The following is a 21345-nucleotide window of genomic DNA, read 5'->3' as shown; positions in this document are numbered from 1 at the left end:
GGAGGGGTAAATCCTCCGAGAAAAGCCTTTTCAGATTGCGGGCGGTGCAATAGGGTGTCACGCACGGTAGATACCGTAAGTACCCTTACTAATTCTGAGAGGCCTAATCATGAAGCCGCAGACTCTTCTTATTGCCCCTGCTGTCGCGCTTGGCGCGATGGCTTTCGCTGCCGGGCCGGCCGCGGCCCAGGACGGCGTGTGGCAGGCCAACCTTGCACCTGCCAATAACAGCGGAACCGCTGGACAAGCGATGATCGAGATACATGGGCAGCAGGCAACGGTCACCATGAATGTCTCGGGCGCCGCGGAAATTTGGATGAACGCGCCGTTCCCGCACGGCCAGCATATTCACATCGGCGGCCAGGGGGTATGCGCAGGGCCGGCCGCAGACACCAACGGCGACGGCGTTGTCAGTTCGCCCGAGGGCGAGCCTTACGCTGGTGCCGTCAGTACCTCGCTGACCGTTCAGGGGGACACCAGTCCGGCTTCGACGGTGGCAACTGACCGCTTCCCTGCCGGAGGCGCCTACTCCTACGAACGGACTCTGACCCTGGACCCGGCAACAGTACAGGCGATCCAGGCCGGAACCGCAACGGTAGAAGTCCACGGCGTAGACCCGAATAAACTTCCTGCGGCCGCCCAGAATGAAATGAGCCCTGAAGCCCCCGGGTTGCCGCTGGCCGCCACTCTCCCTGCAGCCTGCGGAACTCTGGTTGCTTCCCAGATAGCCGGGCCGATGCCTGGTCAAGCTCCCGACACCGGCATTGAGACCCCTGCGCCCACAGATGGAAACGCAATCGCCGTCGCCGCGGGTCTGGGAGTTCTGCTGGCCGCAGGCACAGCGGCGGCCGCCGTCCGCCGGCGCTCTGCTATCAAGGATTGATTGGCGTGAGCAGGGACAGGGCAGGGGTACCCTTTGGCGCCGGGCTTGCCCTTGTCCTGGCCCTAAATGCGGCCTGCGCTGCCCCCTCCGGTGCGGGGGCGCCCCCGCCCGCCGCGCCGTCGAACACCGCCGTCGAGCAGACGCCCGGCCCGGGCCAAGAACACGAAGCGGGGCACAACCCGGAACAGGCTGACCATCGCACGGCTGCATCCAAAGCACCCGTGGCCGCTACCGGCGGCAGTTCACCTGTTTTGGAAAAGGCCAGACCTTCAGCTTTGAGCATTCCCCGGATTGGTCTTCGCAGCGACATTATGAGTCTGGCCCAACGGGCAAATCACACCTTGGAGGTGCCGCCGGGCGAGGCCGGCTCCCCGGCAGGGTGGTACGTCAATTCTCCGACACCGGGGGAAAGAGGGCCCTCGATCCTGCTTGGGCATGTGAACGCACTGGGCGGCGGGCCGGGTGTTTTCGCCAGAATGCATGAATTGGTCCCCGGAGACGAAGTCAAAATAAAGCGTGATGACGGGTCGACCGCGGTCTTCCGGTTGACGGCCATTGAACGCTATGCCAAAGACAGCTTCCCTGCCCTGCAGGTGTACGGGAATACCAAGCGGGCAGAGATCCGGCTCATCACCTGCGATGGGTATAACGTGCAGAACGGCAGGTTTGAAGACAACCTGGTCGCCTACGGGAAACTCATCGTTGGCGCGGGGGAGAGGCAGTGACGGGCGCCAATCGGAATCGACATCTGGAGTTCCGCCAGACAAGCTTAAGACATCATGCGGCCAGCAAGGAGCCAATCGTGACCGACAACCCTCAGAACCCCGAAGAAAGCATCGACAGCGATGACATCAAGGAAATCCAGCAGGATGAGGGACTGACGCCTGCAGATCGGGTGGACCTCATCAGCACCGCGATCGACGAGGACGAGGACGCGGACGACGACGAGGAAGCGGACGAGGACGCGGACGTGCCAGAAGACGAATCCGGGAACAGCTAAAGGCGCCCCGGGAACCGCGGTTCCCGGGGTCATTCTTATGGCAGCAACGGTGTCCGCGCGGGTGGGTTCTCAGTAAACTGGAACGCATGACCGAGCAGGAACCGGACGGATCCGAAACTGCTGCGGTTGACGGTGGCGGAACGGGTTTTCACGCGGACGCGGCTGTCGTTTCCGCACCGGGAGTGGATGGCCCCGACACGCGCCCGGGCAATCCAGAGCGCCTGGCCGACCCGGAAGCAGTCGACACGACCGTGCGCAGCCCTGCGCAGCGGTCCCGCACGTTCATGGGGATCCTGGTGAATACGGCATTGGCCAACATCACCACCAGCTACCTGTGGTTCGCCCTGACGTTCTGGGTGTACCTGCAGACACGCAATGTTATCGCCACCGGCGTCATCGGCGGGGCGTACATGCTGCTGATAGCGCTTTCCAGCATCAGCTTCGGCACTTTCGTGGACCGCTACCGCAAGCTGGCGGTGATGCGCTTCGCGGCCGGATTCACCCTGGTGATGTTCCTCTTGTCCGGGGTCATGTTCCTGCTGACCCCCGAGGCCTCGCTGGTGGACCTGGACCAGCCGTGGTTCTGGATCTTTTCCCTGATCATCCTGACCGGGGCGGTGGTGGAGAACATGCGCAACATCGCCCTGTCCACCACGGTCACCATTTTGATCGAGCCGGACCGGCGGGCCAACGCCAACGGGCTGGTGGGCATGGTGCAGGGGCTGATGTTCATTGTCACCTCGGTGCTTTCCGGCCTCTCGGTGGGGCTGCTCGGGATGGGCGGGACCATCGCCGTCGCGCTGGTGCTCACGGCGGTGGCCTTTGCGCACCTGCTGACGCTGCGCATGCCGGAGGAGGTGCGCGCGGCCGCCACGGATGCGCACGGCGGATTCGACCTGCGCGGCTCGCTCGCCGCCGTGCTGGCCATCACTGGCCTGTTCGCCTTGATCGTGTTCTCCACGTTCAACAACTTCATCGGCGGCGTTTACATGGCGCTGATGGATCCCTACGGTCTGGAGCTGTTCCCCGTGGAGCTGTGGGGGACGTACTTCGCACTCGGCGCCACCGGGTTCATTGTGGGCGGGTGGCTGATCAGCAAATTCGGACTGGGGCGCAATCCGCTGCGCACCATGCTCATCGCGGTGATCGTGATGGGTGCCCTTGGCGCGGTGTTCACGCTGCGGGAGTGGGCCTGGCTGTATATCGCCGGGATCTGGCTGTATCTGGTCCTGGTGCCTTTCGTGGAGGCCGCCGAACAGACGATCATCCAGCAGGTGGTGCCGCTGCAGCGGCAGGGACGGGTGTTCGGTTTCGCCATGGCCTTTGAGTCGGCGGCAGCGCCGATCACCGCGTTCCTGATTGCGCCGATCGCGCAGGTCTGGATCATCCCGTATGCGCGGTCGGCTGAAGGCGCCGCCCAGTTGGCCCCGCTGCTGGGCGAGGGCACGTCCCGCGGCATCGCCCTGGTGTTCCTGGCGGCGGGGATCATCATGATCGTGGCCGCGCTGCTGGCCTTTCTGACCCCGGTCTACCGCCGCGTTTCGGCGTCCTATGCGCGCTCGGCCCAGGTGCCGGAGAAGCCATAGATCGGGAGGCGCCTCGGATCAGCCGTGCGTCTCGTCTTCCACGATCGCCGTGGCGATGCTGTCCGCATCGTCGAGCGCGGCCAGGTAGCGTTCGGCATCCAATGCGGCGGCGCAGCCCGTGCCCGCGGCGGTGATGGCCTGCCGGTAGCGGTGGTCCACCGCGTCGCCGCAGGCAAAAACGCCGCGGATGCTGGTCACGGTGGTGGGCGAGTCCACCTTGATGTAGCCGGCGTCGTCCAGCTCGATCTGGCCCTTGACCAGTTCGGTGCGCGGCAGGTGACCGATCGCCACGAACAGGCCGGCCGCCGGCAGCTCGCGGGTCGCACCGGAGACGGTGTCGGCCAGCGTCACCCCGGTGACCTTGCTGTCGCCGTGGATCGCGGTGATGGTGCTGTTCCACTCGAAGCGGATCTTGGGGTTGTCCTTGGCCCGCTGAGCCATGATCTTGGAGGCACGGAGCGTGTCCCGGCGGACGACGACGGTGACCGATTTTCCGAAGCGCGTCAGGAAGAGCGCTTCCTCCATCGCCGAATCGCCGCCGCCGGCGACGATGATGTCCTGGTCGCGGAAGAAGAACCCGTCGCAGGTGGCGCACCAGGACACCCCGTGGCCGGACAGCCGTTTCTCGTCCGGCAGCCCGAGTTCCTTGTAGGCCGAGCCGGTGGCCAAGATGACCGCCGGCGCCTGGTACTCGTCGCCGCCCAAAGTGGTCACGCTTTTCAGGTGGCCCGAGAGCTCAACGGAGGCAACGTCGTCGTACTCCACAGCTGCGCCGAACTTCTCCGACTGCTTCTGGAGCAGCTCCATCAGCTCCGGCCCTTGGACGCCGTCCGGGAAGCCCGGAAAGTTCTCCACCTCCGTGGTGTTCATCAGCGCGCCGCCGGCGGTGACTGAGCCGGCCAGGACCCGCGGCGCCAGGCCTGCACGGGCGGCGTAGATGGCAGCGGTGTAACCGGCCGGGCCGGAACCGACAATGATGAGCTTCTCGCTGTTCATCCTGAGCTCCTCCAGAGCATGGGCAAGGTCTACTGGGCGTCCGGATGCAGGGCCGGCTGCAGCTCGGACATCAACTGCTGCACGCGGTGCTTGATGTCGTCGCGGACCGCGCGGACCCCGTCCGGGTGCTGGCCGGCGGGGTCGTCCACGTCCCAGTTTTCGTAGCGCCGGCCCGGAACCACCGGACATTCGCTGCCGGAGCCCAGGGTCACCACCATCTGGGCGTTGTTGATGGATTCGACCGTCACTTCCGCCGGCCGCGCCGAGGACAGATCGATGCCCTCTTCCGCCATGGCATCAACCACGGCGGAGTCCAGCCTCGCAGCCGGCCGGGTGCCGGCCGAGCGGGCGTTGAGGGCGCCGTCGGCGAGCTGGGTCAGGTAGGCGGCGGCCATTTGGGAGCGTCCGGCGTCGCGCACGGCCACGAACAGGACAGTGGGGCGGACGGCGCCCGTCGGTTCGGCAGTCATGGCGGCCCTTCGCGTCGATCGGCTCCCGGCCACCGCTGCCGGCGCCGGCTGCTTCCCTTCACTGTGCCAGAAGTTCGGGCAGACCCATAGGGTGCGCCGGAGATAATGGCAGGCATGAGGTACAAAGCCGAGAAGCCCAGCGTCCTGTTCGTCTGCTCCAGCAACAGCGGGAAATCGCCGATGGCCGCCGGCCTGATGGAAGCCGCCGCGGCCGGCACGGTCGACGTCCACTCCTGCGGCACGAAGCCGGGTGAAGCCGTCAACCCGGAGTCCGCCGCCGCCTTGGCGGAACTGGGCATCGACATCTCCAGCCAAGTCCCGACGGCGGTGACCGACGAAGCGCAGCGAAGCGCCGACGTCGTAGTCATCTTGGGCAGCAACGCGCAACTGGAGGAACTCCCCGGCACCCGGTACGAGCGCTGGGAGATTGAGGAACCGAGCCTGCGCGGGATCCACGGCGAGGAGCGGATGCGCCTGGTCCGCGACCAGATCGCCGCCAAGGTGCGCGGCCTGCAGCAGGAACTGACCGGCCGCTAGCCCGTATGCGCGCCGAAGGCGGCGACCGCCACGTCACCGGCCCGCGCCGCCGAACTAGATGCCGGCGCCGGCGTCTTTGTCGGACGTGTTCTCCTGCACGGTACCCTGCAACGCCTCCGGCGACATGTACATGATCTCCCAGACATGGCCGTCCGGATCCGCCATGGCGGCTCCGTACATCCCGGGCATCTCCTCTTCCGCGGGCCGGTAGACGGTGCCGCCGCCGGACTGAGCGTTGGCCAGGAACCGGTCCACTTCCTCGTTCGATTCGGCGCTGAGGGCCACCAATACTTCCTTGGCATCCGAGCCCAGATGCGGGGTGCCGTTGCGGAGGAACTTGCCGAAGAACTCCTCCGTCAACAGCATCACCGCGATGGTGTCGGAAATGGTCATGTAGGAGGCATCCGGGGAGGAGAAGTCCGGATTTTGCGTGTAGCCCAAGCCCTTGTAAAAGTCGGTGGACTTCTTCAGGTCGCTGACGGGGAGGTTGATGAAAACCATGCGGTCCATGGGTGGTCCTTTTCAGAAAGCGGCCGCCGGATCTGTCGGCGGCCGGGTGGTTGCGGACGATGTCCACCTTGACACTCCGGTGCGTTCCCGCCAATGGCTATCGGCGGAGATAGTTGAAGGCGGCACCCGCCGGCGTCACGTCCTTTGCCTGCTGGCGCCGCCGGCCGCACGTCCCTTGTCCGCCGCGACCGGCCGACCTACGGTGGAGGTACCGGCGAGCAGAGGATGCGTGAGATGGCGGAATTGCGGATTGAACAGTGGTGGCTGAAACTGCCGACGGGGCACAAGCAGTGGTTCCGGGAGAACCTGCGCGCCGACGTGGTGGATCCCGATGCGGCCGCGGCGGTCTACGAGGCAGGCGGGCCGGACCTGAAGGAGGCCACGCTCCCGGAGGAGGACTGGGAGTTCATCGAGACCCAGTCGGAGTTCGTTGACTGATAACGACGACGGCGGTCGGCTCCCGGCGGATCGGCCCCGGGGCGGGTAAGTTGGTGTGAATCGGCCCACATGGCCGTTAGACGACGTGCTCGAAGGGGTGGCCCAATGGCCGGAATCATCATCGTAGGAGTAGACGGCAGCGAAACCGCCATGAAGGCGGCGCGCACGGCGGCGAAGCTCGCCGCATCCATGGGCGCCGAGCTCCGCGTGGTTACCGCCCACGAGTCCGATACGACCGAAGTCGTGGAGATCGGCAACGACAAGTGGTTCATCCACGAGTCGGAAAAGGCCGAGAAGGTTGCCCGCGATGTCGCGACGGAGCTGGGCGCGGAAGGGCTGCGGACCAGTTTCACTGCCGTGCTGGGCAAACCCCAGGACGCGCTGGTGGCCGAAGCCGAACGGGTCAACGCCCGCCTGATCGTGGTGGGCAACGTCGGGATGCAGGGGCTGGGCCGGGTGCTCGGCAGCGTGGCCAGCTCGGTCACGCACAAGGCGGCCTGCGACGTCTACATCGCCAAGACCGCGTAGCTGGCGCCGGGCCGTGAACGAACTGCAGGTGTCCGACCGGGCCCAGGTGCCGCCGTTCCAGGTGATGAACATCCTGGACCGGGTGGCGGAGATGCGCGCCGCGGGCCAGGACGTGATTTCGCTGTGTGCCGGCGAGCCCTCGGGCGGAGCGCCGCGGGCGGTGTCGGAGCAGGCCGCCCAGATCCATGCCTCCGGCCAGGCACTGACCTACACCAGCGCGCTGGGCATCCGTGAGCTGCGGACGGCGATCGCCGGGCATTACCGGCGCTGGTACGGGCTGGATGTGTCGGCTGAGGAAGTGGCAGTGACCACCGGGTCGTCCGGCGGGTTCCTGCTGGCTTTCCTATCCGCGTTCAACCCGGGGGACCGGGTGGCGCTGGCACGGCCCGGCTACCCGGCCTACCGGAACATCCTGCGCGCGCTCGGCTGCGAGGTGGTGGAGATCGACTGCGGGCCGGAGGTCCGCTACCAGCCCACGCCGGAGCTGCTGGACGCCGCGGCCGCCGCACATGGACCGCTGTCGGGACTGGTGCTGGCGTCGCCCGCCAACCCCACCGGCACCATGGTGACGCGCAGCGAACTGGCCGCCCTCACCGCCTGGTGCGCCGAGCACGCTGTCCGGCTGGTCAGCGACGAGATCTACCACGGCATCACCTACCCGGCCGATCCCTCGGACCCCGACGCCCGCGGAACCTGCGCCTGGGAACTGGACCGCACCGGCGTCGTCATTTCCTCTTTTTCCAAGTACTGGGGCATGACGGGATGGCGGCTGGGCTGGGCGCTGATGCCCGCCGACCTCGCCCTGGCCATCGAGGCGCTCGCCGGGAACGTGGCGCTGTGCCCGCCGGCGCCGGCCCAGCTGGCAGCGCTGGCGGCGTTCACGGAGGACTCCTACAAGCAGGCCGATGCTGCGGTGGCCGCCTTCGCCCAGGTGCGCGAAGTGCTGCTGCAGAACCTGGACGGGCTGCAGTGGGGAGCGGCGGCACCGGCCGACGGCGCGTTCTATCTGTACGCCGACCTCGGGGACCAGCTGAAAGGCTTCGCGGATTCGGCCGAATACTGCCAGGCGCTGCTGGAGGAAGAGGGCGTGGCACTGGTGCCCGGCGCAGATTTCGACGCCGTCAACGGCACCCGCTCCGTCCGGCTGTCCTTCGCCGCCGGCGCGGAAGCCGTGGCCGCAGCCGTGGAACGGATCATCCGGTTCCAGGCGAACCGCGCCCGGGAGGGCTGATCTCCGGAAGGTCAGGCGGCCCGCTCCCAGGCCTCCACCGGCCCGTCGACCACGGTGAACAGGGGGTGCGGCTCCGGGACGTACGCCGGGTCCGGGCTGTTTCCGGGCGCGTCTGTTCCGCCGGTCAAGACCCGCGCGTGTGCCGGGTCCCGCAGGGCCACCTTGACCAGCAAGTGCTCGAATTCGTAGCGGAGCTGTCCAGTGGTGACCGGTATCGGAGGGGCCAGCGTGCCGGGCGCACATCCCACGACCAGTTCGGGTGTCTGGCGGATCAGGCCGGCATTGAACCCGTAGCCGCGGAACAGCGCCTCGGCTTCCACGCCGCAGAGGTAGGCGCCGATGGCGGCCATGGGGTCCGGGGTGGCACGGAAGCGCTGCAGCTGCGGGTGGTTTCGGTAACCCTTGGTCTCCCCGGCGAGCACCTTCTGGGCCAGCAAAGTCTCCCGCCAGCACGCCACCAAGCCCTTGCCGTCGAGCAACCGGGGATGCAGGCTCCAGATACGCATTAATCCAGAATAGGCACACCCGGCCTGCCGGACGGCCTCCCGGGCGGACCTTTGATCGCGTCCCCGCGGCCGCGCGGAGCGCCATTCGGGGGCGGAGGGAGAACTATATCCCGACTGTGCGACAATGGGTGGCAATGTCTTCGCAGATTTCTTCCCCCCAAAATACTTCCGACCGGCCCCAGGTGCGCCCAGCCGCCGAGGGCTGGGACCAAGCCGTCACCACCGAGGGCCGGCCGCTGCTGCAGTTCAAGTCCCCGCGGGTCAAGCAGCCGCCGATGCATCTGGCGGACATGACGCTGGCCGAGCGGCAGGACAAGATGAAGGAGTTGGGGCTGCCGGCGTTCCGCGCCAAGCAGCTCTCCACGCACTACTTCCAGCACTACACCACCGATCCCGAGCAGATGAGCGACCTGCCTAAGGAACGCCGTGCGGAGTTGGCGGAGACGTTCTTCCCCACCCTGTTGACCGAGGTCAAGCGGCTGAAGACGGACAACGGCGACACGATCAAGTTCCTCTGGCGGCTCTTCGACGGCTCGCTGGTCGAGTCGGTGCTGATGCGCTACCCCGGCCGGATCACGCTCTGCGTTTCCAGCCAGTGCGGCTGCGGCATGAACTGCCCGTTCTGCGCCACGGGTCAGGCCGGCCTGACCCGCAACATGTCCACCGCGGAGATCCTGGACCAGATTGTCCAGGCCAACCGCGTGATCGCCGAGGGCGGCCTGGGCGGCAAGCGCAAGGACGCCGGGCACGACGCCGAGCGCGTCACCAACATCGTCTTCATGGGTATGGGCGAGCCGCTGGCCAACTACAAGCGCGTAATGAACGCCGTGCATCGAATGGTGGACGAGGCGCCCGAGGGCCTGGGCATGAGTGCCCGCGGCATCACCGTCTCCACCGTCGGCCTGGTGCCGGCGATCAAGAAGTTGGCGGATGAGAACCTCCCCTTCACCTTCGCGCTCAGCCTGCATGCGCCGGACGACGAGCTGCGCGACGAGCTGATCCCGGTGAACTCCCGCTGGAAGGTGGACGAGGCCCTCGACGCCGCCTACGGCTACTACCAGCAGACCGGGCGCCGCGTGTCCATCGAATATGCGCTGATCAAGGACATGAACGACCACGCCTGGCGCGCCGACCTGCTGGCCAAGAAGCTGAACAAGCGCGGCCGCGGCTGGGTGCACGTCAACCCGATCCCGCTGAACCCGACGCCGGGCTCCATCTGGACCTCGTCGGATCCGGCTGTCACCCGTGAGTTCGTCAACCGGTTGAACGACGCCGGCATCCCCACCACGCTGCGCGACACCCGCGGCAAGGAGATCGACGGCGCCTGCGGCCAGCTGGCGGCAGCAGAGTAGCCTCTCCCTGCCTACGGTGGTCGACCAAGCGAGCGCTAGCGAGCGCGCGGAGACCCGGGTCCCGCCTCCCTGTTGTCTGTGGGAAAGAGCCCGCCTCCGGCCAGCTTTGACCAGGCCTCCACAGGCTCGGATAACCAGCCCCGTTCCACATCCGACAACGTGGCTCCACGTGCGGGTTCCTGTGGCTGTGATGCTTTCCCTACAGGAAAGGGGAACGGCATGGGCAACCACATTGTGCAGGACGGCAACGGACCTGGAGGCGAGCGGGAACACATCGCCGGGCAGGTAACGCTTCTATCCGATGAGATGACGTGGCCATGGCCTCACGAATGCCTGCTCTGCTACACGCTCCGGATGCTCGAATACGGCTGTACCGGCTTGGTGTGGGCGAAGCGTTACCGCGACCTGACTGCACCGAGAGCCACCATGTTGGAGGAGAGGCTGGCAGCGCGCGGCGGATACTGTGACTGCGAGCTGTTTCTCAGTGCCTATGAGCCCAACGGGGACCTCTGGGACCCGGCAAACTACTGTGAGGAACATCAGCCGGAGCCGATGCCCGATTGCCGCGGTGTGCGCCGCGGCTCCACACAGCCCTGCGGGCTCTGGCGGGAAAAGCGCCGGCCGCCGCGGGGCTTCCGTGGGTTCCGCTGAACCCCTGGCTTGTCCGCGCGGTCTGAGGGACGGTCCGGGATTCGTTACTCGGCGGCGCGGCGGACAGCGTCCAGATGTTGGCTCGGCACGCGGTCCCGGGAGTAAGTGATCTCGGTGTAGCCGTGCGGCGCCGGCTTGCCGTCCTCGCCGAGGTTCACGAACACGATCTTCTCGATGGTCAGGATGGACTGGCGGGTAAACATGTTGCGGACCTCGGCCCGCATGGTCAGCGATGTCCGGCCGAAGTGCGTCGCCGTCAGCCCCATCTCGATCAGGTCTCCCTGCTGCGCAGAGCTGACGAAGTTGATCTCCGACATGTACTTGGTCACCGCCATGCCGTTGCCCAGCTGGACGATGGCGTAGATGGCCGCCTCTTCATCGATCCAGCGCAGCAGGCTGCCGCCGAACAAGGTGCCGTTGGCATTGAGGTCTTCGGGCCGCACCCACTTGCGGGTGTGAAACGTGATGTCGCCGTTCTCCATGGAATCGACAGTAGCCGACCTGCGGGCCGCGGCCCACGCCCGACGGAGCACATCCCCGGAAGCCGTGGGCCGAAGCGGCAGTTACTCGTCGAGTTTTTCGACGTCGTCGGCCTTCGCAGGTACATGTGGGATGGATTCCGTAATCGGCGGCACCCGGGGCGTGAGCACCGAAGCGTAGTCGTGTTCAGTGGAGTAGTTGAGGAAGCCGAGGTGCGCCTCGTACCGGTCGAGCACGTCGTTGATGACCTGTTGCTGGGTCAGGCCCATCAGGTCGTAGCCCTCGGTCCCCGTTTGGGTGAACACTTCCAGGCGGTAGTAGGTGTCGATCTCCCGTGGCATGCTGCGGCCGCCAAACGTCGGCACCGGTGCCTCAACCGCGGCCACTTGGTAGTGGAAGTTGCGGTGGTTTTCCATGTTCACCACCAGGGTGTGCTCGTCGATGCCGGTTTCCTCGTTCGGCGTGGTCGTCAGCTCTGCCTCGTAGCCGAGGCTGGTGAACTCCCTGGCCACGTCCTGCAGGGCCGGCAGCACGGTCCGTTCGGCGAACTGCGCCACCGCCTTGTTCGACGGGTAGGAACGCAGGCGGGCCAGGCGTTGCCGCCAGGTCTTTTCCGGAACCTGTCCGCCGTGCGCAGCGGCCGAACGCCTGCGCCGCACTTGGCCTTCCCGCTCCGCGCGCTCCATCCGAAGTACTTTCGAGAACGAGGCCATCACCAAATAGGCGATGATCGTGACCGGCAGGGCGAAGATCAAAGTGGCATGTTCCATCGTGGTCACGCCGCCGGCCACCAGCATGGCCACCGTGAGGACTGCGGTGACCAGTGCCCAGAAGATGCGCAGCCACTTGGCCCCGTCCATCGCCGGGTCGGGTATCGAGGAGGAGAAGTTGGACATCACCATCGCGCCGGAGTTGGCGCTGGTCAAATAGAACAACAGGCCTGACAGCGTGGCGAGTCCGATCAGGAACGGCGCGCCCGGGAACATCTCCAGCAACGCGTACCACCCGTGCTCGGGGCTGTCGACGGCGAGCCGTGCGAATTCCGTATTCCCGCCGAGCACCTCGCTCATGGCGCTGTTGCCGAAGATCGAGACGATGAAGAAGTCGCAGAGAACAGGGGCGGTGATAGCGGCGATGACGAACTCGCGCAACGTCCGGCCCCGCGAGATCCGCGCCAGGAAGAGCCCGACGAACGGCCCCCACGCCAGCCAGAAGGCCCAGAAGAAGAGCGTCCAGCCGGCCATCCACGAGGATCCGTCCTCTTCGTAGGCCAGCGTCTGCAGGGTGCGCTCCGGCAGCGTAAAGATGAAGCGGCCGATGTTCTCCACCATGGCATTCAGCAGGAAGGACGTCTTGCCCGTGACGAGGATGTAGAGCATCATCGCTCCGGCCGCCCACAGGTTGAGTTCGGAAATCCAGCGGATCCCCTTGTCCACGCCGGAGGTACAGGCGGCAACCGTCATCACGACGGCCACCAGCACGAGGGCGATCTGCAGGGCCAGCCCCTCCGGCAGGCCGAACAGCCAACTGAAGCCGACGTTGAGCAGGACAACGCCGATGCCCATCGAGGTGGCCACCCCGAAGACCGTGCCCACCAAGGCGAAGATGTCGATCACGTCGCCGGTTGCCCCGCGCACCCGCTTGCCCAGCAGCGGGTAGAGGGCTGCCCGGATGGAGAGTGGCATTCCCCAGCGGTAGGCGAAGTAGCCCATCGCCATGCCCAGCAGCGCGTACATTGACCAGCCGGCCACGCCGTAGTGGAACATGGTCCAAACCACCGCGTCCTGGGCGGCTTCCGCGGATTCCGGGGTGGCGGTGGGCGGAGAGATGTATTGCGTGATGGGGCCGGTCACGGAGTAGAAAAGCATGTCGATGCCCACGCCCGCAGCAAAAAGCATGGCGACCCAGGTGAACAGGTTGTACTGGGGGCGTGAATGATCCGGGCCCAGCCGGACGCTGCCCTCCTTTGAGAAGGCCACCCACAGGACGAAGAGGATGACCAACGTGACGGTCACAACGTAGAACCAGCCAAGGTTGGTGGAAATCCAGGTGACCGCCGTGAGCATGACTCCGGCCGCGTTGTCCGGGGCAGCCATCGCCCAGATGGAGAACGCCAGCACGATCGCGGAGGAAATGATGAACACGCGCCAGTTGACCCGCGGGCCGAGATGCTCGGCAAGCTCGGTGGGCCCCTTGCTCAGCTCGGTGCTGGAAATCGGCGGACGCTTGGCTTCAACCTCGGCGTCCACGGGTTTGCGCCGTTCAACCGCGCCGAAGCGGCTGCGTTCAACCAGCGGCTTCGGGGTCTCATTCTCCGGTGTGGATGCGTCTTCGGCCTTGGCCATAACGATCTCCTTCTATCACGGGGCTGGACGCACCGCCCCGTAAGAGGCACGGTACTCGGACCTTGGCCGACGCTCCAGAGGTGCTGGAGCAAGGGTGCCTGGCGGTGCTCATTCAGCAAACTCAGGTCTGCTCATCGACCTGCGCCGCAGGCGGCTTGGCGTCTTCTCATCGCTGTCTGCCGATGCCGACGGGCGGTCCGCTGCAGGCAGCGCGCACAAAAAAGAATCCCGACCCGGTGACCCGGGCCGGGATTCTTAGTGGAGTTGCGGGGGTAGGATTTGAACCTACGACCTCCGGGTTATGAGCCCGGCGAGCTACCGAACTGCTCCACCCCGCGGCGTATTAATGACTGTAGACCCCCAAGTGACCAAACGACGAATTTGGTGAGGCGCGTCACCGCGAGCGTCCAAAACCTCTGTCCTCAAAGCACGACGGCGGCCGGGCGCCTTCCCCGCGGAAGGTGCGCAGCCGCCGTCGTCGGCAGAGCCTGTGGAGGACTAGTTGAGGTGGTCCACCAGCTTGCCGGCGATGCCGTTGTAGTTGCCCGGGGTCAGCGCCAGCAGCCGCGCTTCGGCGTCGGGGGAGAGTCCCAAACCGGAGACAAACTCCTTCATCCGCTCGGCGTCCACTCGGTGGCCGCGGGTGAGCTCCTTGAGCCGCTCGTACGGGTTCTCCATGCCTTCCATGCCCGCGATGGCCTCGGCGCGCATGACCATCTGGATGGCCTCGCCGAGCACCTCCCAGTTCTGGTCCAGGTCGGCGGCCAGCACGTCCGCCGGCACGCTGAGCCGGTCCAGGCCCTTGGCCACGTTGGAGATGGCCAGCAGCGAGTGCCCGAAGGCCACGCCGATGTTGCGCTGCGACGACGAGTCCGTCAGGTCGCGCTGCCAGCGGGAGGTGACCAGGGTGGCGGCCAGCGTGTCCAGCAGCCCGTTGGAGATCTCCAGGTTGGCTTCGGCATTCTCGAAGCGGATCGGGTTCACCTTGTGCGGCATGGTGGACGAGCCGGTGGCGCCTTCCACGGGGATCTGCGCGAAGTAGCCGATGGAGATGTAGCTCCAGATGTCGGTGCAGGCGTTGTGCAGAATCCGGTTGAAGCGGGCCATGTCCGCGTACAGCTCGGCTTGCCAGTCGTGCGATTCGATCTGCGTGGTCAGCGGGTTCCAGGTCAGCCCGAGGCCCTCGATGAAGGACCTGGACACGGCCTGCCAGTCGGCCGACGGCACCGAGGCGTAGTGCGCCGCGTAGGTGCCGGTGGCGCCGTTGATCTTCCCCAGGTATTCGGTCTGGGCGATCCGGTCCAACTGGCGGTTCAGGCGGTGCGCGATGACCGCCATCTCCTTGCCCAAGGTGGTGGGGGTGGCGGGCTGTCCGTGGGTGCGCGAGAGCATCGGCACGTCGCGGTGCTCGCGCGCCATCTCCGCGAACTGCTCGACCAGGGCGCGCGCGGCGGGCAGCCAGACCTGCTCCACGGCTCCCTTGACGCCCACCGCGTAGGACAGGTTGTTGATGTCCTCGGAGGTGCAGCCGAAGTGCACCATCGCGGTGAGGTGCTCGATGCCGATCCCGCCGAGCCGGCGGCCGATGAAGTACTCCACGGCCTTCACGTCGTGGACGGTGACGGCTTCGATCTCGGCCAGTTCGCGCACGGCATTGCCGTCGAAGTCGGTGACGATCTTGCGCAGCGCAGCCTGCTGGTCCTCGGTCAGCGGACCCGCGCCGGGCAGGACGGACTGGCTGGTCAGGTGGATCAGCCATTCCACCTCCACGTGGACGCGGTCGCGGTTCAGCGCCGCTTCGGAGAGGTAGTCCACCAGCGGCGCGACCGCGTGGTGGTACCGCCCGTCCAGCGGACCAAGCGCGATAGCGGGGGTGACTTCTGCCAAGGGGACGCGGGGAGTTTCAGCCATGGCCCTTATTCTTCCATGTTCAACGCCGCCGTTTCCTGCGTGACTTCGCCTCCACAGCGGTGCTCCGTCAGGCGCCGTGCACATCGCCGGATCCCCTCGGCCGCCGAGGAAGGCGCCGGGCCTAGCGTCGATGGCGGAGGCGCAAAGGAGGTCTGGGTGATGTTCTGGCAAACAACGACGGCGGAGGCCGGATGGGGCGGGCCGCCGGACCCGGGATGGGGGCCGGCTCCCGGACGGCTCCTTTCCTGCGAGCAGGAACTGCTGGGGGTGCGCGCGGATCTGGCGGCCGCCGCTCAGGCGTGGGTCTCGCCGGCCGGCAAGGCCTTCAGGGAGCGGCTGTACGAGCACCGCCGCCGGATGGCCGAGGCGGCCGAACTGCTCAGGGTCTCGGCGGCCGCGCTCAGTGCCGCAGATGGGGCGGTCAGCGCTGCAAGGGCGTCGGCCGCAGCCCTGTATGGCCGCCGGCTGTGACATCCGGCCCGCAGACCTCGTGGTGAGGATGCCCGGTGGCTGAGGCAGGCTGGCTGCCCGGGGGAGCGCGGTGGTGGGACGGCGGGGCCGGCTACCGCAGCTATGACGGCTACCGGGTGGCCGGCGGGATCGGCGGTATTGCGTTCGAATGGCAGGAGCTGGCGTCGGCCGCGACCGGACTCGAAGCTGCCGCTGCAACCATCGGCCACCTGTGGCAGCAGGTGCTACGAGTACAGCTGCTGCTGGCCGACCCGCGCTGGTCAGTGCTGCCGGAACGAGTGGCGGCCGAGGCGGCGGTGAACGCGGCCGCGGGATCGCTGGCCGCCCTCGCCGACGACTGCGGTGCCTTGGCGGCAAAGGTGCGGCTGGCACACGGCACCTACCGGGCCGCGGAGCAGGCTGCCTCCAGCGGGCTGCAGGCCGTAGATGCGGCGACCTGGTGGTTCACGGTTCCCGCCGGCATGGCCGCCAACGAGGGCCGGCCCACGCTGGCCGGAGGCGAGCGGCTGCTGAACCAGGTGCCGGCCGCGCTCGCCGGGGCGATCGGCGGACCGGCGGCGGGCGTGCTGCTGCGGGACGGCCGGCACGGCGGCCTGTGGAACGAGCCCGTGAGCCGGCAGATCGCGGTACTGCTGGGCTCGGCGGCGCACCGCGCCGGCCTGCTCCACGGTTCCCGGATCGAGATTGAGCGCGTGGACGCGGCGGCCGGAGAAGTCGAACCCGCACCGGCCTCGCTGGCGGCGCTGCTGGAACGGACCGCCATCGCCGCCGAAGCCGGTGGCGGGACGGTGGAGGTCCTTGAGGTGGAGTCCGGCGGGCAGAAGCGATGGGTGGTAGCACTTCCGGGCACCCAGGCCGCGGGCACGACCCAACCGACGGTGAATCCCTTCGACGAGTCAGGTATCGCCGAAGCGTTCGCCGACGGCAGCCCGTTTGTTGCGGACGCAGTGTCGCGGGCCCTCCGCGAGGCGGGCGCGGACGCCGACGAGCTGGTGGTGCTGACCGGCTACAGCCAGGGCGGCATCCACGCCATGAACCTCGCCGCGGACCCGGCTTTCCTGGCGGAGCACAACGTGGGATTCCTGCTGACGGCCGGATCGCCGGTCGCCGGCATCGCGGCCGGCCCCGGCGTCCGCAGTGTCCACCTGGAACACGTCCAGGACTGGGTTCCGGGCGCGGACGCCAGTCCCAATCCGGACCGGCGCGAGCAGGTCACCGTGACGCTGACCGACCCCTTGGCCACTCCTGCGGGCGCGGGCGTCGGGCTGGGGCCGGGCCACGACCTGCAGAACTACCTGCAGGGTGCCCGCGAGATGGATGCGAGTCCGGATCCTTCCGTGCAGGATGCGGCAGCGTACCTTGGTGCGGCGCTCGCCGGCGGCGTCGCCCGGCAGCATCTGTTTACGCTGCGCCGCTCCCAGCCGGACGGTGGACGACCGCCCCGGACTGGTTCACCGGTAGGCCGCACGGCACATCCGCGGGCCGGCTCCGGTGGGCTCCGGAAGGCGCGGCCCTGACTCAGCGGCTGCGGGTCAAGGTGCCGGCCACCAGCGACACCACGCTGATGATCAGCGAGCCGAGGATCGCGGTCCAGAAGAACGAATCGACGACGAACTCCACCGGGGTGAAGCTGGACAGCCAAGCGGTCAGCACCAGCATCAGCGCGTTGATCACAATGGTGAACAGGCCCAGGGTCAGGATCGTCACGGGAATCGAGAGGAAGGAAACGATCGGGCGGAGGATGGCGTTGACCAAGCCAAAGATCAGCCCGATGAACAGGTAACCCAGAACCGTGCCGAGCGTTTGATTGCCGACCGCGTCGGCCGCGGCGGATCCGTGGATGTCCATGCCGGGCAGGATCCAGTTGGCCACCCAGAGTGCCAGTGCATTGATGATGACCCGCACAATGAACTTTCCCATGCGCTTATGCTGCCACACCCCCGCCGTCGCCACGCTGACCGAACTGTGCCGCGGCCCACGTATCCTTAAAGGCATGATTTCTCCTGAGAACCCCATCAAGGAAGCTGCGGTTCAGGCAGCAGGAACGTCGGCCGGGATACACCCGCGTCCGGTCCTCGACAGGCTGCCTAAGTATGCTGCCGGCAAACCGCCGACGGCGATCGAGGGACTGCAGTCCTACAAATTGTCCTCCAACGAAAACCCCTTGCCGCCGCTGCCTGCCGTGCTGGAAGCCGTGAACGCACAGACGGACATCATGCGCTACCCGGACCCGCTGTGCACCGCGCTGCGGACCGAACTGGGCCGCTTCCTGGACGTCCCGGCCGACGACATTGTCACCGGCGCGGGAAGCCTGGGCGCCCTGGTGCAGATCCTGCAGACGTTTGCCGGACAGCACGAGGACGGCAGCGAAGACGAAGTCGTCTATCCCTGGCGGTCGTTCGAGGCCTACCCGATCATGGTGGGACTCTCCGGCGCCCGGAGCGTGCAGATCCCCAACAGAACCGACGGTACGCATGACCTCGAAGCCATGCTGGACGCCGTGACCGAGCGGACCAAGGTCATTCTGCTGTGCACGCCGAACAACCCGACGGGCCCGGCCCTGAAGGCAGCGGACGTGGAAAACTTTGTCCGCTCCGTCCGGGACGACATCATTGTGGTCATCGACGAGGCCTACACGGAGTTCGTCCGCGACCCGGAGGTGGTCGACGGTGTCGAGATGTATCGGAAGTACCCGAATGTGGTGGTGCTGCGTACCTTCTCCAAGGCGCACGGCCTGGCCGGCCTGCGCGTGGGCTATTCGATCTCGCAGCCGCAGATCACCCAGCACCTGCGCGTGGCGGCGACGCCGTTTGCGGTCTCCAGCCTGGCCGAGCATGCGGCCATCACATCGCTGCGCCACTACGACGAAGTTGTAGAAAGGGTACAAAGCCTGGTCGACGAACGCGACCGTGTGGTAGCCGGACTCGCCCTGCTGGGTTGGAAGATTCCGCAGACCCAGGGCAACTTCGTGTGGCTGCCCCTCGGCGAACGGGCGCAGGAGTTTGCCGAACTGGCTGGTCAGCATGCGCTGTCCGTCAGGGCCTTCGCCGGCGACGGCGTCCGGGTCAGTATCGGCGAGGTCGAGGCCAACACCCGTTTCCTGACGCTCTGTGAGAACTATACAAACGGCCCCGGCGTTTCCTGACGGTAATAGCACGGGTCCCCGGGGCCGCTGCCGTTAGGCTAGGACGAGACAAACGACCGATATATGCCGGGTCTGGAATGCATTCCCGACCCGGCATATATGAACAGCGAAGATCGCCGGATGCCCGGCGGATCGGCGAGGAGTTCATATGGGCGCTGAGCACTTGCCCGCCTCGGAATTCGATATCGAAGAACTCGAGCAGTCCTTAGTGACCAGCGACCCCGCTGCCGCGCCACCGCTGGTGCAGTTGATGGCGCCCGACGGCAGCGTCCGCGAGGATGCCAAGTACGGCCAGTATGCAGCCCACCTGGACGGCGATGCGCTCCGTGCCCTGTACCGGGACATGGCCCTGGTCCGCCGGTTCGACCAGGAGGCCACCGCTTTGCAGCGGCAGGGCCAGCTGCTCTTGTGGCCGCCCCTGCTCGGGCAGGAAGCGGCTCAAATCGGCTCGGGCAGCGCGCTGAAACCTCAGGACTATGTGTTCCCGACCTACCGCGAGCACGGCGTCGCGCTCACCCGCGGGCTGGAACTGTCCAAGGTGCTGCGGCTCTTCCGCGGCGTCAGCAACGGTGGTTGGGACCCGCGGGAAAGCAACTTCCACCTCTACACACTGGTGCTGGCCGCCCAATCGCTGCATGCGGTCGGCTACGCCATGGGCGTCCAGCGCGACGGCGACGATGCCGTGACGGTCGCCTACTTCGGCGACGGGGCCAGCTCGGAAGGCGATGTCCACGAGTCGATGGTGTTTGCCGCCTCCAACCAGTCGCCGGTGATCTTTTTCTGCCAGAACAACCACTGGGCCATCTCCGTTCCCTCGGAGGTCCAGTCGCGGATACCGCTGTCCAACCGTGCCACCGGCTACGGCTTCCCCGGCATCCGGGTGGACGGCAATGACGTGGTCGCCGTCCACGCGGTGACGCGTTGGGCGCTGGAGCGGGCGCGTTCGGGCAAGGGCCCGGTGCTGATCGAGGCGTTTACCTACCGGATGAGCGCCCACACCACCGCGGACGATCCGACCAAATACCGCGAGGCCGCCGAAGAAGAGCAGTGGCGCGAACGCGATCCGCTGCTGCGGTTGGAACGGTATCTGCGCAGCACCAACACCGCCGGCCAGGACTTCTTCGACCAAGTCGACGTGGAGGCAGACAAGCTCGCGGCAAGCACGCGTGCCGATGTGCTGGCGATGGAGGCGCCGGACTTCGAGGACCACTTCGCCAACGTGTACGGAGATCCGCACCCCTTGGTCCAAGAGGAGCTGGAGTGGCACCGGCAGTACCAGGCCGGCTTCGCCGAGGACAACGCTGGACAGGCTGAAGGGGAGGCACGCTGATGGCCACCATGACCATTGCCAAGGCGATTACCAGTGGCCTCCGCGCCGTCCTGGCCGACGACCCGAAGACGCTGATTATGGGCGAGGACATCGGCAAGCTCGGCGGTGTCTACCGGGTCACCGAAGGGCTGCAGGCCGAATTCGGTGCCGACCGGGTGGTCGACACCCCGCTGGCCGAGTCGGGCATCCTCGGCACCGCGATCGGGTTGTGCTTCCGCGGCTACCGGCCCATCTGCGAGATCCAGTTCGACGGGTTTGTCTTCCCGGCGTTCAACCAGATCACCACGCAGCTGGCCAAGATCCGCTCCCGCAGCTCCGGCATGCTGTCCGCCCCGGTCGTCATCCGCATTCCCTACGGCGGCGGCATCGGGTCCATCGAGCACCATTCGGAATCCCCGGAAGCGCTCTTCGCGCATACCCCCGGACTGCGCATCATCACCCCTTCCAACGCGCACGACGCCTACTGGATGACCCAGCAGGCCGTGGCCAGCGAGGACCCGGTGATCATCTTCGAGCCCAAACGCCGCTACTGGCTCAAGGGCGAGGTGGACACCGAGTCGGCCGGCCGCGATGCCTTCAGCGCGCAGGTGGTCCGGGAGGGGACAGACGCCACCATTGTGGCCTACGGCCCGCTGGTGCCGGTGGCCCTGGCCGCGGCAATGGCGGCCGAAGAGGACGGCAACAGCGTCGAGGTGATCGACCTGCGCTCCATCTCGCCGATCGATTTCGACACCGTCACGGCATCGGTCGAGAAGACCGGCCGGCTGATCGTCACACACGAGGCCCCGACCTTCGGCGGCATCGGCGGCGAAATCGCCGCACGGGTGGGCGAACGCGCCTTCCTGAGCCTGGAAGCCCCGGTGCTGCGCGTCGGCGGCTTCCACATGCCCTACCCACTGGCCAAGGTGGAGGAACAGTACCTGCCGGACATCGACCGCCTGCTCGAGGCCCTCGACCGTTCGCTCGCCTACTGAT

At 66.9% G+C, this 21345-nt stretch carries 23 protein-coding genes and 1 tRNA gene; 15 read left to right on the top strand and 9 right to left on the bottom strand.

Features of this window, described 5'->3' with window-relative positions; translation table 11 throughout:
* Positions 1–109 precede the first annotated feature (109 nt).
* From AC5RWT_RS01765 to AC5RWT_RS01750, 4 genes are all read left to right on the top strand, one after another.
* Positions 110–883 (top strand): hypothetical protein, encoded by a 774-nt coding sequence (locus AC5RWT_RS01765; RefSeq protein ID WP_494078877.1) that lies wholly within the window; start codon positions 110–112, stop codon positions 881–883.
* Between the two features lie 221 nt (positions 884–1104).
* Positions 1105–1608, top strand: a complete 504-nt coding sequence (locus AC5RWT_RS01760; RefSeq protein WP_494078876.1) for a class F sortase — start codon at positions 1105–1107, stop codon at positions 1606–1608.
* Positions 1609–1685: 77 nt separating this feature from the next.
* Positions 1686–1883: a hypothetical protein gene (locus AC5RWT_RS01755; RefSeq protein WP_494078875.1), complete on the top strand. Its 198-nt coding sequence runs from the start codon at positions 1686–1688 to the stop codon at positions 1881–1883.
* 284 nt (positions 1884–2167) lie between these two features.
* Positions 2168–3469: an MFS transporter gene (locus AC5RWT_RS01750; RefSeq protein WP_494078981.1), complete on the top strand. Its 1302-nt coding sequence runs from the start codon at positions 2168–2170 to the stop codon at positions 3467–3469.
* Between the two features lie 18 nt (positions 3470–3487).
* On the opposite strand, the gene trxB is transcribed toward AC5RWT_RS01750, so the two are convergent.
* Positions 3488–4465 (bottom strand): thioredoxin-disulfide reductase, encoded by a 978-nt coding sequence (gene trxB, locus AC5RWT_RS01745; RefSeq protein ID WP_494078874.1) that lies wholly within the window; start codon positions 4463–4465, stop codon positions 3488–3490.
* A 29-nt stretch (positions 4466–4494) separates the two neighbouring features.
* On the bottom strand, positions 4495–4935 hold the full coding sequence (locus tag AC5RWT_RS01740; RefSeq protein WP_494078873.1) for an arsenate-mycothiol transferase ArsC: 441 nt from the start codon (positions 4933–4935) through the stop codon (positions 4495–4497).
* 114 nt (positions 4936–5049) lie between these two features.
* Here AC5RWT_RS01740 and AC5RWT_RS01735 point away from each other — a divergent pair, with 114 nt between their 5' ends.
* A complete protein-coding gene (locus tag AC5RWT_RS01735) occupies positions 5050–5472 on the top strand; it encodes an arsenate-mycothiol transferase ArsC (RefSeq protein ID WP_494078872.1) in 423 nt (140 codons plus the stop codon).
* 54 nt (positions 5473–5526) lie between these two features.
* Here the strand turns inward: AC5RWT_RS01735 and AC5RWT_RS01730 are convergent, their stop codons facing one another.
* Positions 5527–5982 (bottom strand): VOC family protein, encoded by a 456-nt coding sequence (locus AC5RWT_RS01730; RefSeq protein ID WP_494043110.1) that lies wholly within the window; start codon positions 5980–5982, stop codon positions 5527–5529.
* A gap of 234 nt (positions 5983–6216) precedes the next feature.
* Here AC5RWT_RS01730 and AC5RWT_RS01725 point away from each other — a divergent pair, with 234 nt between their 5' ends.
* From AC5RWT_RS01725 to AC5RWT_RS01715, 3 genes are all read left to right on the top strand, one after another.
* Complete coding sequence (locus tag AC5RWT_RS01725) at positions 6217–6420, top strand: hypothetical protein (protein WP_364649216.1); 204 nt, start codon at positions 6217–6219, stop codon at positions 6418–6420.
* Between the two features lie 105 nt (positions 6421–6525).
* The gene (locus AC5RWT_RS01720; protein WP_364649219.1) at positions 6526–6948 is read left to right on the top strand and encodes a universal stress protein; all 423 of its coding nucleotides are present in this window, start codon (positions 6526–6528) and stop codon (positions 6946–6948) included.
* A 64-nt stretch (positions 6949–7012) separates the two neighbouring features.
* A complete protein-coding gene (locus tag AC5RWT_RS01715; protein WP_494078980.1) occupies positions 7013–8179 on the top strand; it encodes an aminotransferase class I/II-fold pyridoxal phosphate-dependent enzyme in 1167 nt (388 codons plus the stop codon).
* An 11-nt stretch (positions 8180–8190) separates the two neighbouring features.
* On the opposite strand, the gene AC5RWT_RS01710 is transcribed toward AC5RWT_RS01715, so the two are convergent.
* The gene (locus AC5RWT_RS01710) at positions 8191–8685 is read right to left on the bottom strand and encodes a pyrimidine dimer DNA glycosylase/endonuclease V (protein ID WP_494078871.1); all 495 of its coding nucleotides are present in this window, start codon (positions 8683–8685) and stop codon (positions 8191–8193) included.
* 134 nt (positions 8686–8819) lie between these two features.
* On the opposite strand from AC5RWT_RS01710, the gene rlmN reads away from it, so the two are divergent.
* Together rlmN and AC5RWT_RS01700 are read left to right on the top strand one after the other, a co-directional pair.
* Positions 8820–10037 (top strand): dual-specificity RNA methyltransferase RlmN, encoded by a 1218-nt coding sequence (gene rlmN / locus AC5RWT_RS01705; RefSeq protein ID WP_494043108.1) that lies wholly within the window; start codon positions 8820–8822, stop codon positions 10035–10037.
* Between the two features lie 219 nt (positions 10038–10256).
* Positions 10257–10688 carry a DUF2695 domain-containing protein gene (locus tag AC5RWT_RS01700; protein ID WP_494078870.1) on the top strand — a complete coding sequence of 144 codons (432 nt, stop codon included), beginning with the start codon at positions 10257–10259 and terminating at the stop codon, positions 10686–10688.
* Positions 10689–10732: 44 nt separating this feature from the next.
* Here AC5RWT_RS01700 and AC5RWT_RS01695 read toward each other — a convergent pair whose 3' ends face one another.
* The 4 genes from AC5RWT_RS01695 to purB form a co-directional block, all read right to left on the bottom strand.
* Positions 10733–11170 carry an acyl-CoA thioesterase gene (locus tag AC5RWT_RS01695; RefSeq protein ID WP_353917612.1) on the bottom strand — a complete coding sequence of 146 codons (438 nt, stop codon included), beginning with the start codon at positions 11168–11170 and terminating at the stop codon, positions 10733–10735.
* Positions 11171–11251: 81 nt separating this feature from the next.
* Positions 11252–13513, bottom strand: coding sequence for a choline BCCT transporter BetT (betT, locus tag AC5RWT_RS01690; RefSeq protein ID WP_494043106.1), 2262 nt, complete (start codon positions 13511–13513; stop codon positions 11252–11254).
* A 264-nt stretch (positions 13514–13777) separates the two neighbouring features.
* Positions 13778–13851 (bottom strand) — tRNA-Met (locus AC5RWT_RS01685).
* Between the two features lie 160 nt (positions 13852–14011).
* Positions 14012–15424 (bottom strand): adenylosuccinate lyase, encoded by a 1413-nt coding sequence (gene purB, locus AC5RWT_RS01680; protein WP_494078869.1) that lies wholly within the window; start codon positions 15422–15424, stop codon positions 14012–14014.
* Positions 15425–15583: 159 nt separating this feature from the next.
* Here purB and AC5RWT_RS01675 point away from each other — a divergent pair, with 159 nt between their 5' ends.
* A complete protein-coding gene (locus AC5RWT_RS01675; RefSeq protein WP_494078868.1) occupies positions 15584–15895 on the top strand; it encodes a hypothetical protein in 312 nt (103 codons plus the stop codon).
* A gap of 35 nt (positions 15896–15930) precedes the next feature.
* The gene (locus AC5RWT_RS01670; RefSeq protein ID WP_494078867.1) at positions 15931–17412 is read left to right on the top strand and encodes a hypothetical protein; all 1482 of its coding nucleotides are present in this window, start codon (positions 15931–15933) and stop codon (positions 17410–17412) included.
* 1 nt (position 17413) lies between these two features.
* Here AC5RWT_RS01670 and AC5RWT_RS01665 read toward each other — a convergent pair whose 3' ends face one another.
* Entirely contained in the window at positions 17414–17815 is a 402-nt protein-coding gene (locus tag AC5RWT_RS01665; protein WP_494078866.1) for a phage holin family protein, read from the bottom strand.
* Positions 17816–17888: 73 nt separating this feature from the next.
* On the opposite strand from AC5RWT_RS01665, the gene AC5RWT_RS01660 reads away from it, so the two are divergent.
* From AC5RWT_RS01660 to AC5RWT_RS01650, 3 genes are all read left to right on the top strand, one after another.
* Positions 17889–19040, top strand: coding sequence for a histidinol-phosphate transaminase (locus AC5RWT_RS01660; RefSeq protein WP_494078865.1), 1152 nt, complete (start codon positions 17889–17891; stop codon positions 19038–19040).
* A 148-nt stretch (positions 19041–19188) separates the two neighbouring features.
* The gene (gene pdhA / locus AC5RWT_RS01655) at positions 19189–20370 is read left to right on the top strand and encodes a pyruvate dehydrogenase (acetyl-transferring) E1 component subunit alpha (RefSeq protein WP_494078864.1); all 1182 of its coding nucleotides are present in this window, start codon (positions 19189–19191) and stop codon (positions 20368–20370) included.
* Positions 20370–21344, top strand: coding sequence for an alpha-ketoacid dehydrogenase subunit beta (locus AC5RWT_RS01650; protein ID WP_364649251.1), 975 nt, complete (start codon positions 20370–20372; stop codon positions 21342–21344). Before pdhA ends, AC5RWT_RS01650 begins: the two co-directional genes overlap by 1 nt.
* The last annotated feature ends 1 nt before the right edge of the window (position 21345 follow it).

This window comes from Arthrobacter sp. Dra40, assembly GCF_059091905.1.
The sequence above is the reverse complement of the archived record's forward strand: the minus strand, read 5'-3'. Positions and strand labels throughout refer to the sequence as shown.

Bases quoted from the DNA above. Each gene is read 5' to 3' on its own strand.
- AC5RWT_RS01765 (WP_494078877.1), top strand. From the start codon at position 110: ATGAAGCCGCAGACTCTTCTTATTGCCCCTGCTGTCGCGCTTGGCGCG.
- AC5RWT_RS01750 (WP_494078981.1), top strand. From the start codon at position 2,168: ATGGGGATCCTGGTGAATACGGCATTGGCCAACATCACCACCAGCTAC.
- trxB (WP_494078874.1), bottom strand. From the start codon at position 4,465: ATGAACAGCGAGAAGCTCATCATTGTCGGTTCCGGCCCGGCCGGTTAC.
- AC5RWT_RS01740 (WP_494078873.1), bottom strand. From the start codon at position 4,935: ATGACTGCCGAACCGACGGGCGCCGTCCGCCCCACTGTCCTGTTCGTG.
- AC5RWT_RS01735 (WP_494078872.1), top strand. From the start codon at position 5,050: ATGAGGTACAAAGCCGAGAAGCCCAGCGTCCTGTTCGTCTGCTCCAGC.
- AC5RWT_RS01730 (WP_494043110.1), bottom strand. From the start codon at position 5,982: ATGGACCGCATGGTTTTCATCAACCTCCCCGTCAGCGACCTGAAGAAG.
- AC5RWT_RS01725 (WP_364649216.1), top strand. From the start codon at position 6,217: ATGGCGGAATTGCGGATTGAACAGTGGTGGCTGAAACTGCCGACGGGG.
- AC5RWT_RS01720 (WP_364649219.1), top strand. From the start codon at position 6,526: ATGGCCGGAATCATCATCGTAGGAGTAGACGGCAGCGAAACCGCCATG.
- AC5RWT_RS01715 (WP_494078980.1), top strand. From the start codon at position 7,013: ATGAACATCCTGGACCGGGTGGCGGAGATGCGCGCCGCGGGCCAGGAC.
- AC5RWT_RS01710 (WP_494078871.1), bottom strand. From the start codon at position 8,685: ATGCGTATCTGGAGCCTGCATCCCCGGTTGCTCGACGGCAAGGGCTTG.
- rlmN (WP_494043108.1), top strand. From the start codon at position 8,820: ATGTCTTCGCAGATTTCTTCCCCCCAAAATACTTCCGACCGGCCCCAG.
- AC5RWT_RS01700 (WP_494078870.1), top strand. From the start codon at position 10,257: ATGGGCAACCACATTGTGCAGGACGGCAACGGACCTGGAGGCGAGCGG.
- AC5RWT_RS01695 (WP_353917612.1), bottom strand. From the start codon at position 11,170: ATGGAGAACGGCGACATCACGTTTCACACCCGCAAGTGGGTGCGGCCC.
- betT (WP_494043106.1), bottom strand. From the start codon at position 13,513: ATGGCCAAGGCCGAAGACGCATCCACACCGGAGAATGAGACCCCGAAG.
- purB (WP_494078869.1), bottom strand. From the start codon at position 15,424: ATGGCTGAAACTCCCCGCGTCCCCTTGGCAGAAGTCACCCCCGCTATC.
- AC5RWT_RS01675 (WP_494078868.1), top strand. From the start codon at position 15,584: ATGTTCTGGCAAACAACGACGGCGGAGGCCGGATGGGGCGGGCCGCCG.
- AC5RWT_RS01665 (WP_494078866.1), bottom strand. From the start codon at position 17,815: ATGGGAAAGTTCATTGTGCGGGTCATCATCAATGCACTGGCACTCTGG.
- AC5RWT_RS01660 (WP_494078865.1), top strand. From the start codon at position 17,889: ATGATTTCTCCTGAGAACCCCATCAAGGAAGCTGCGGTTCAGGCAGCA.
- pdhA (WP_494078864.1), top strand. From the start codon at position 19,189: ATGGGCGCTGAGCACTTGCCCGCCTCGGAATTCGATATCGAAGAACTC.
- AC5RWT_RS01650 (WP_364649251.1), top strand. From the start codon at position 20,370: ATGGCCACCATGACCATTGCCAAGGCGATTACCAGTGGCCTCCGCGCC.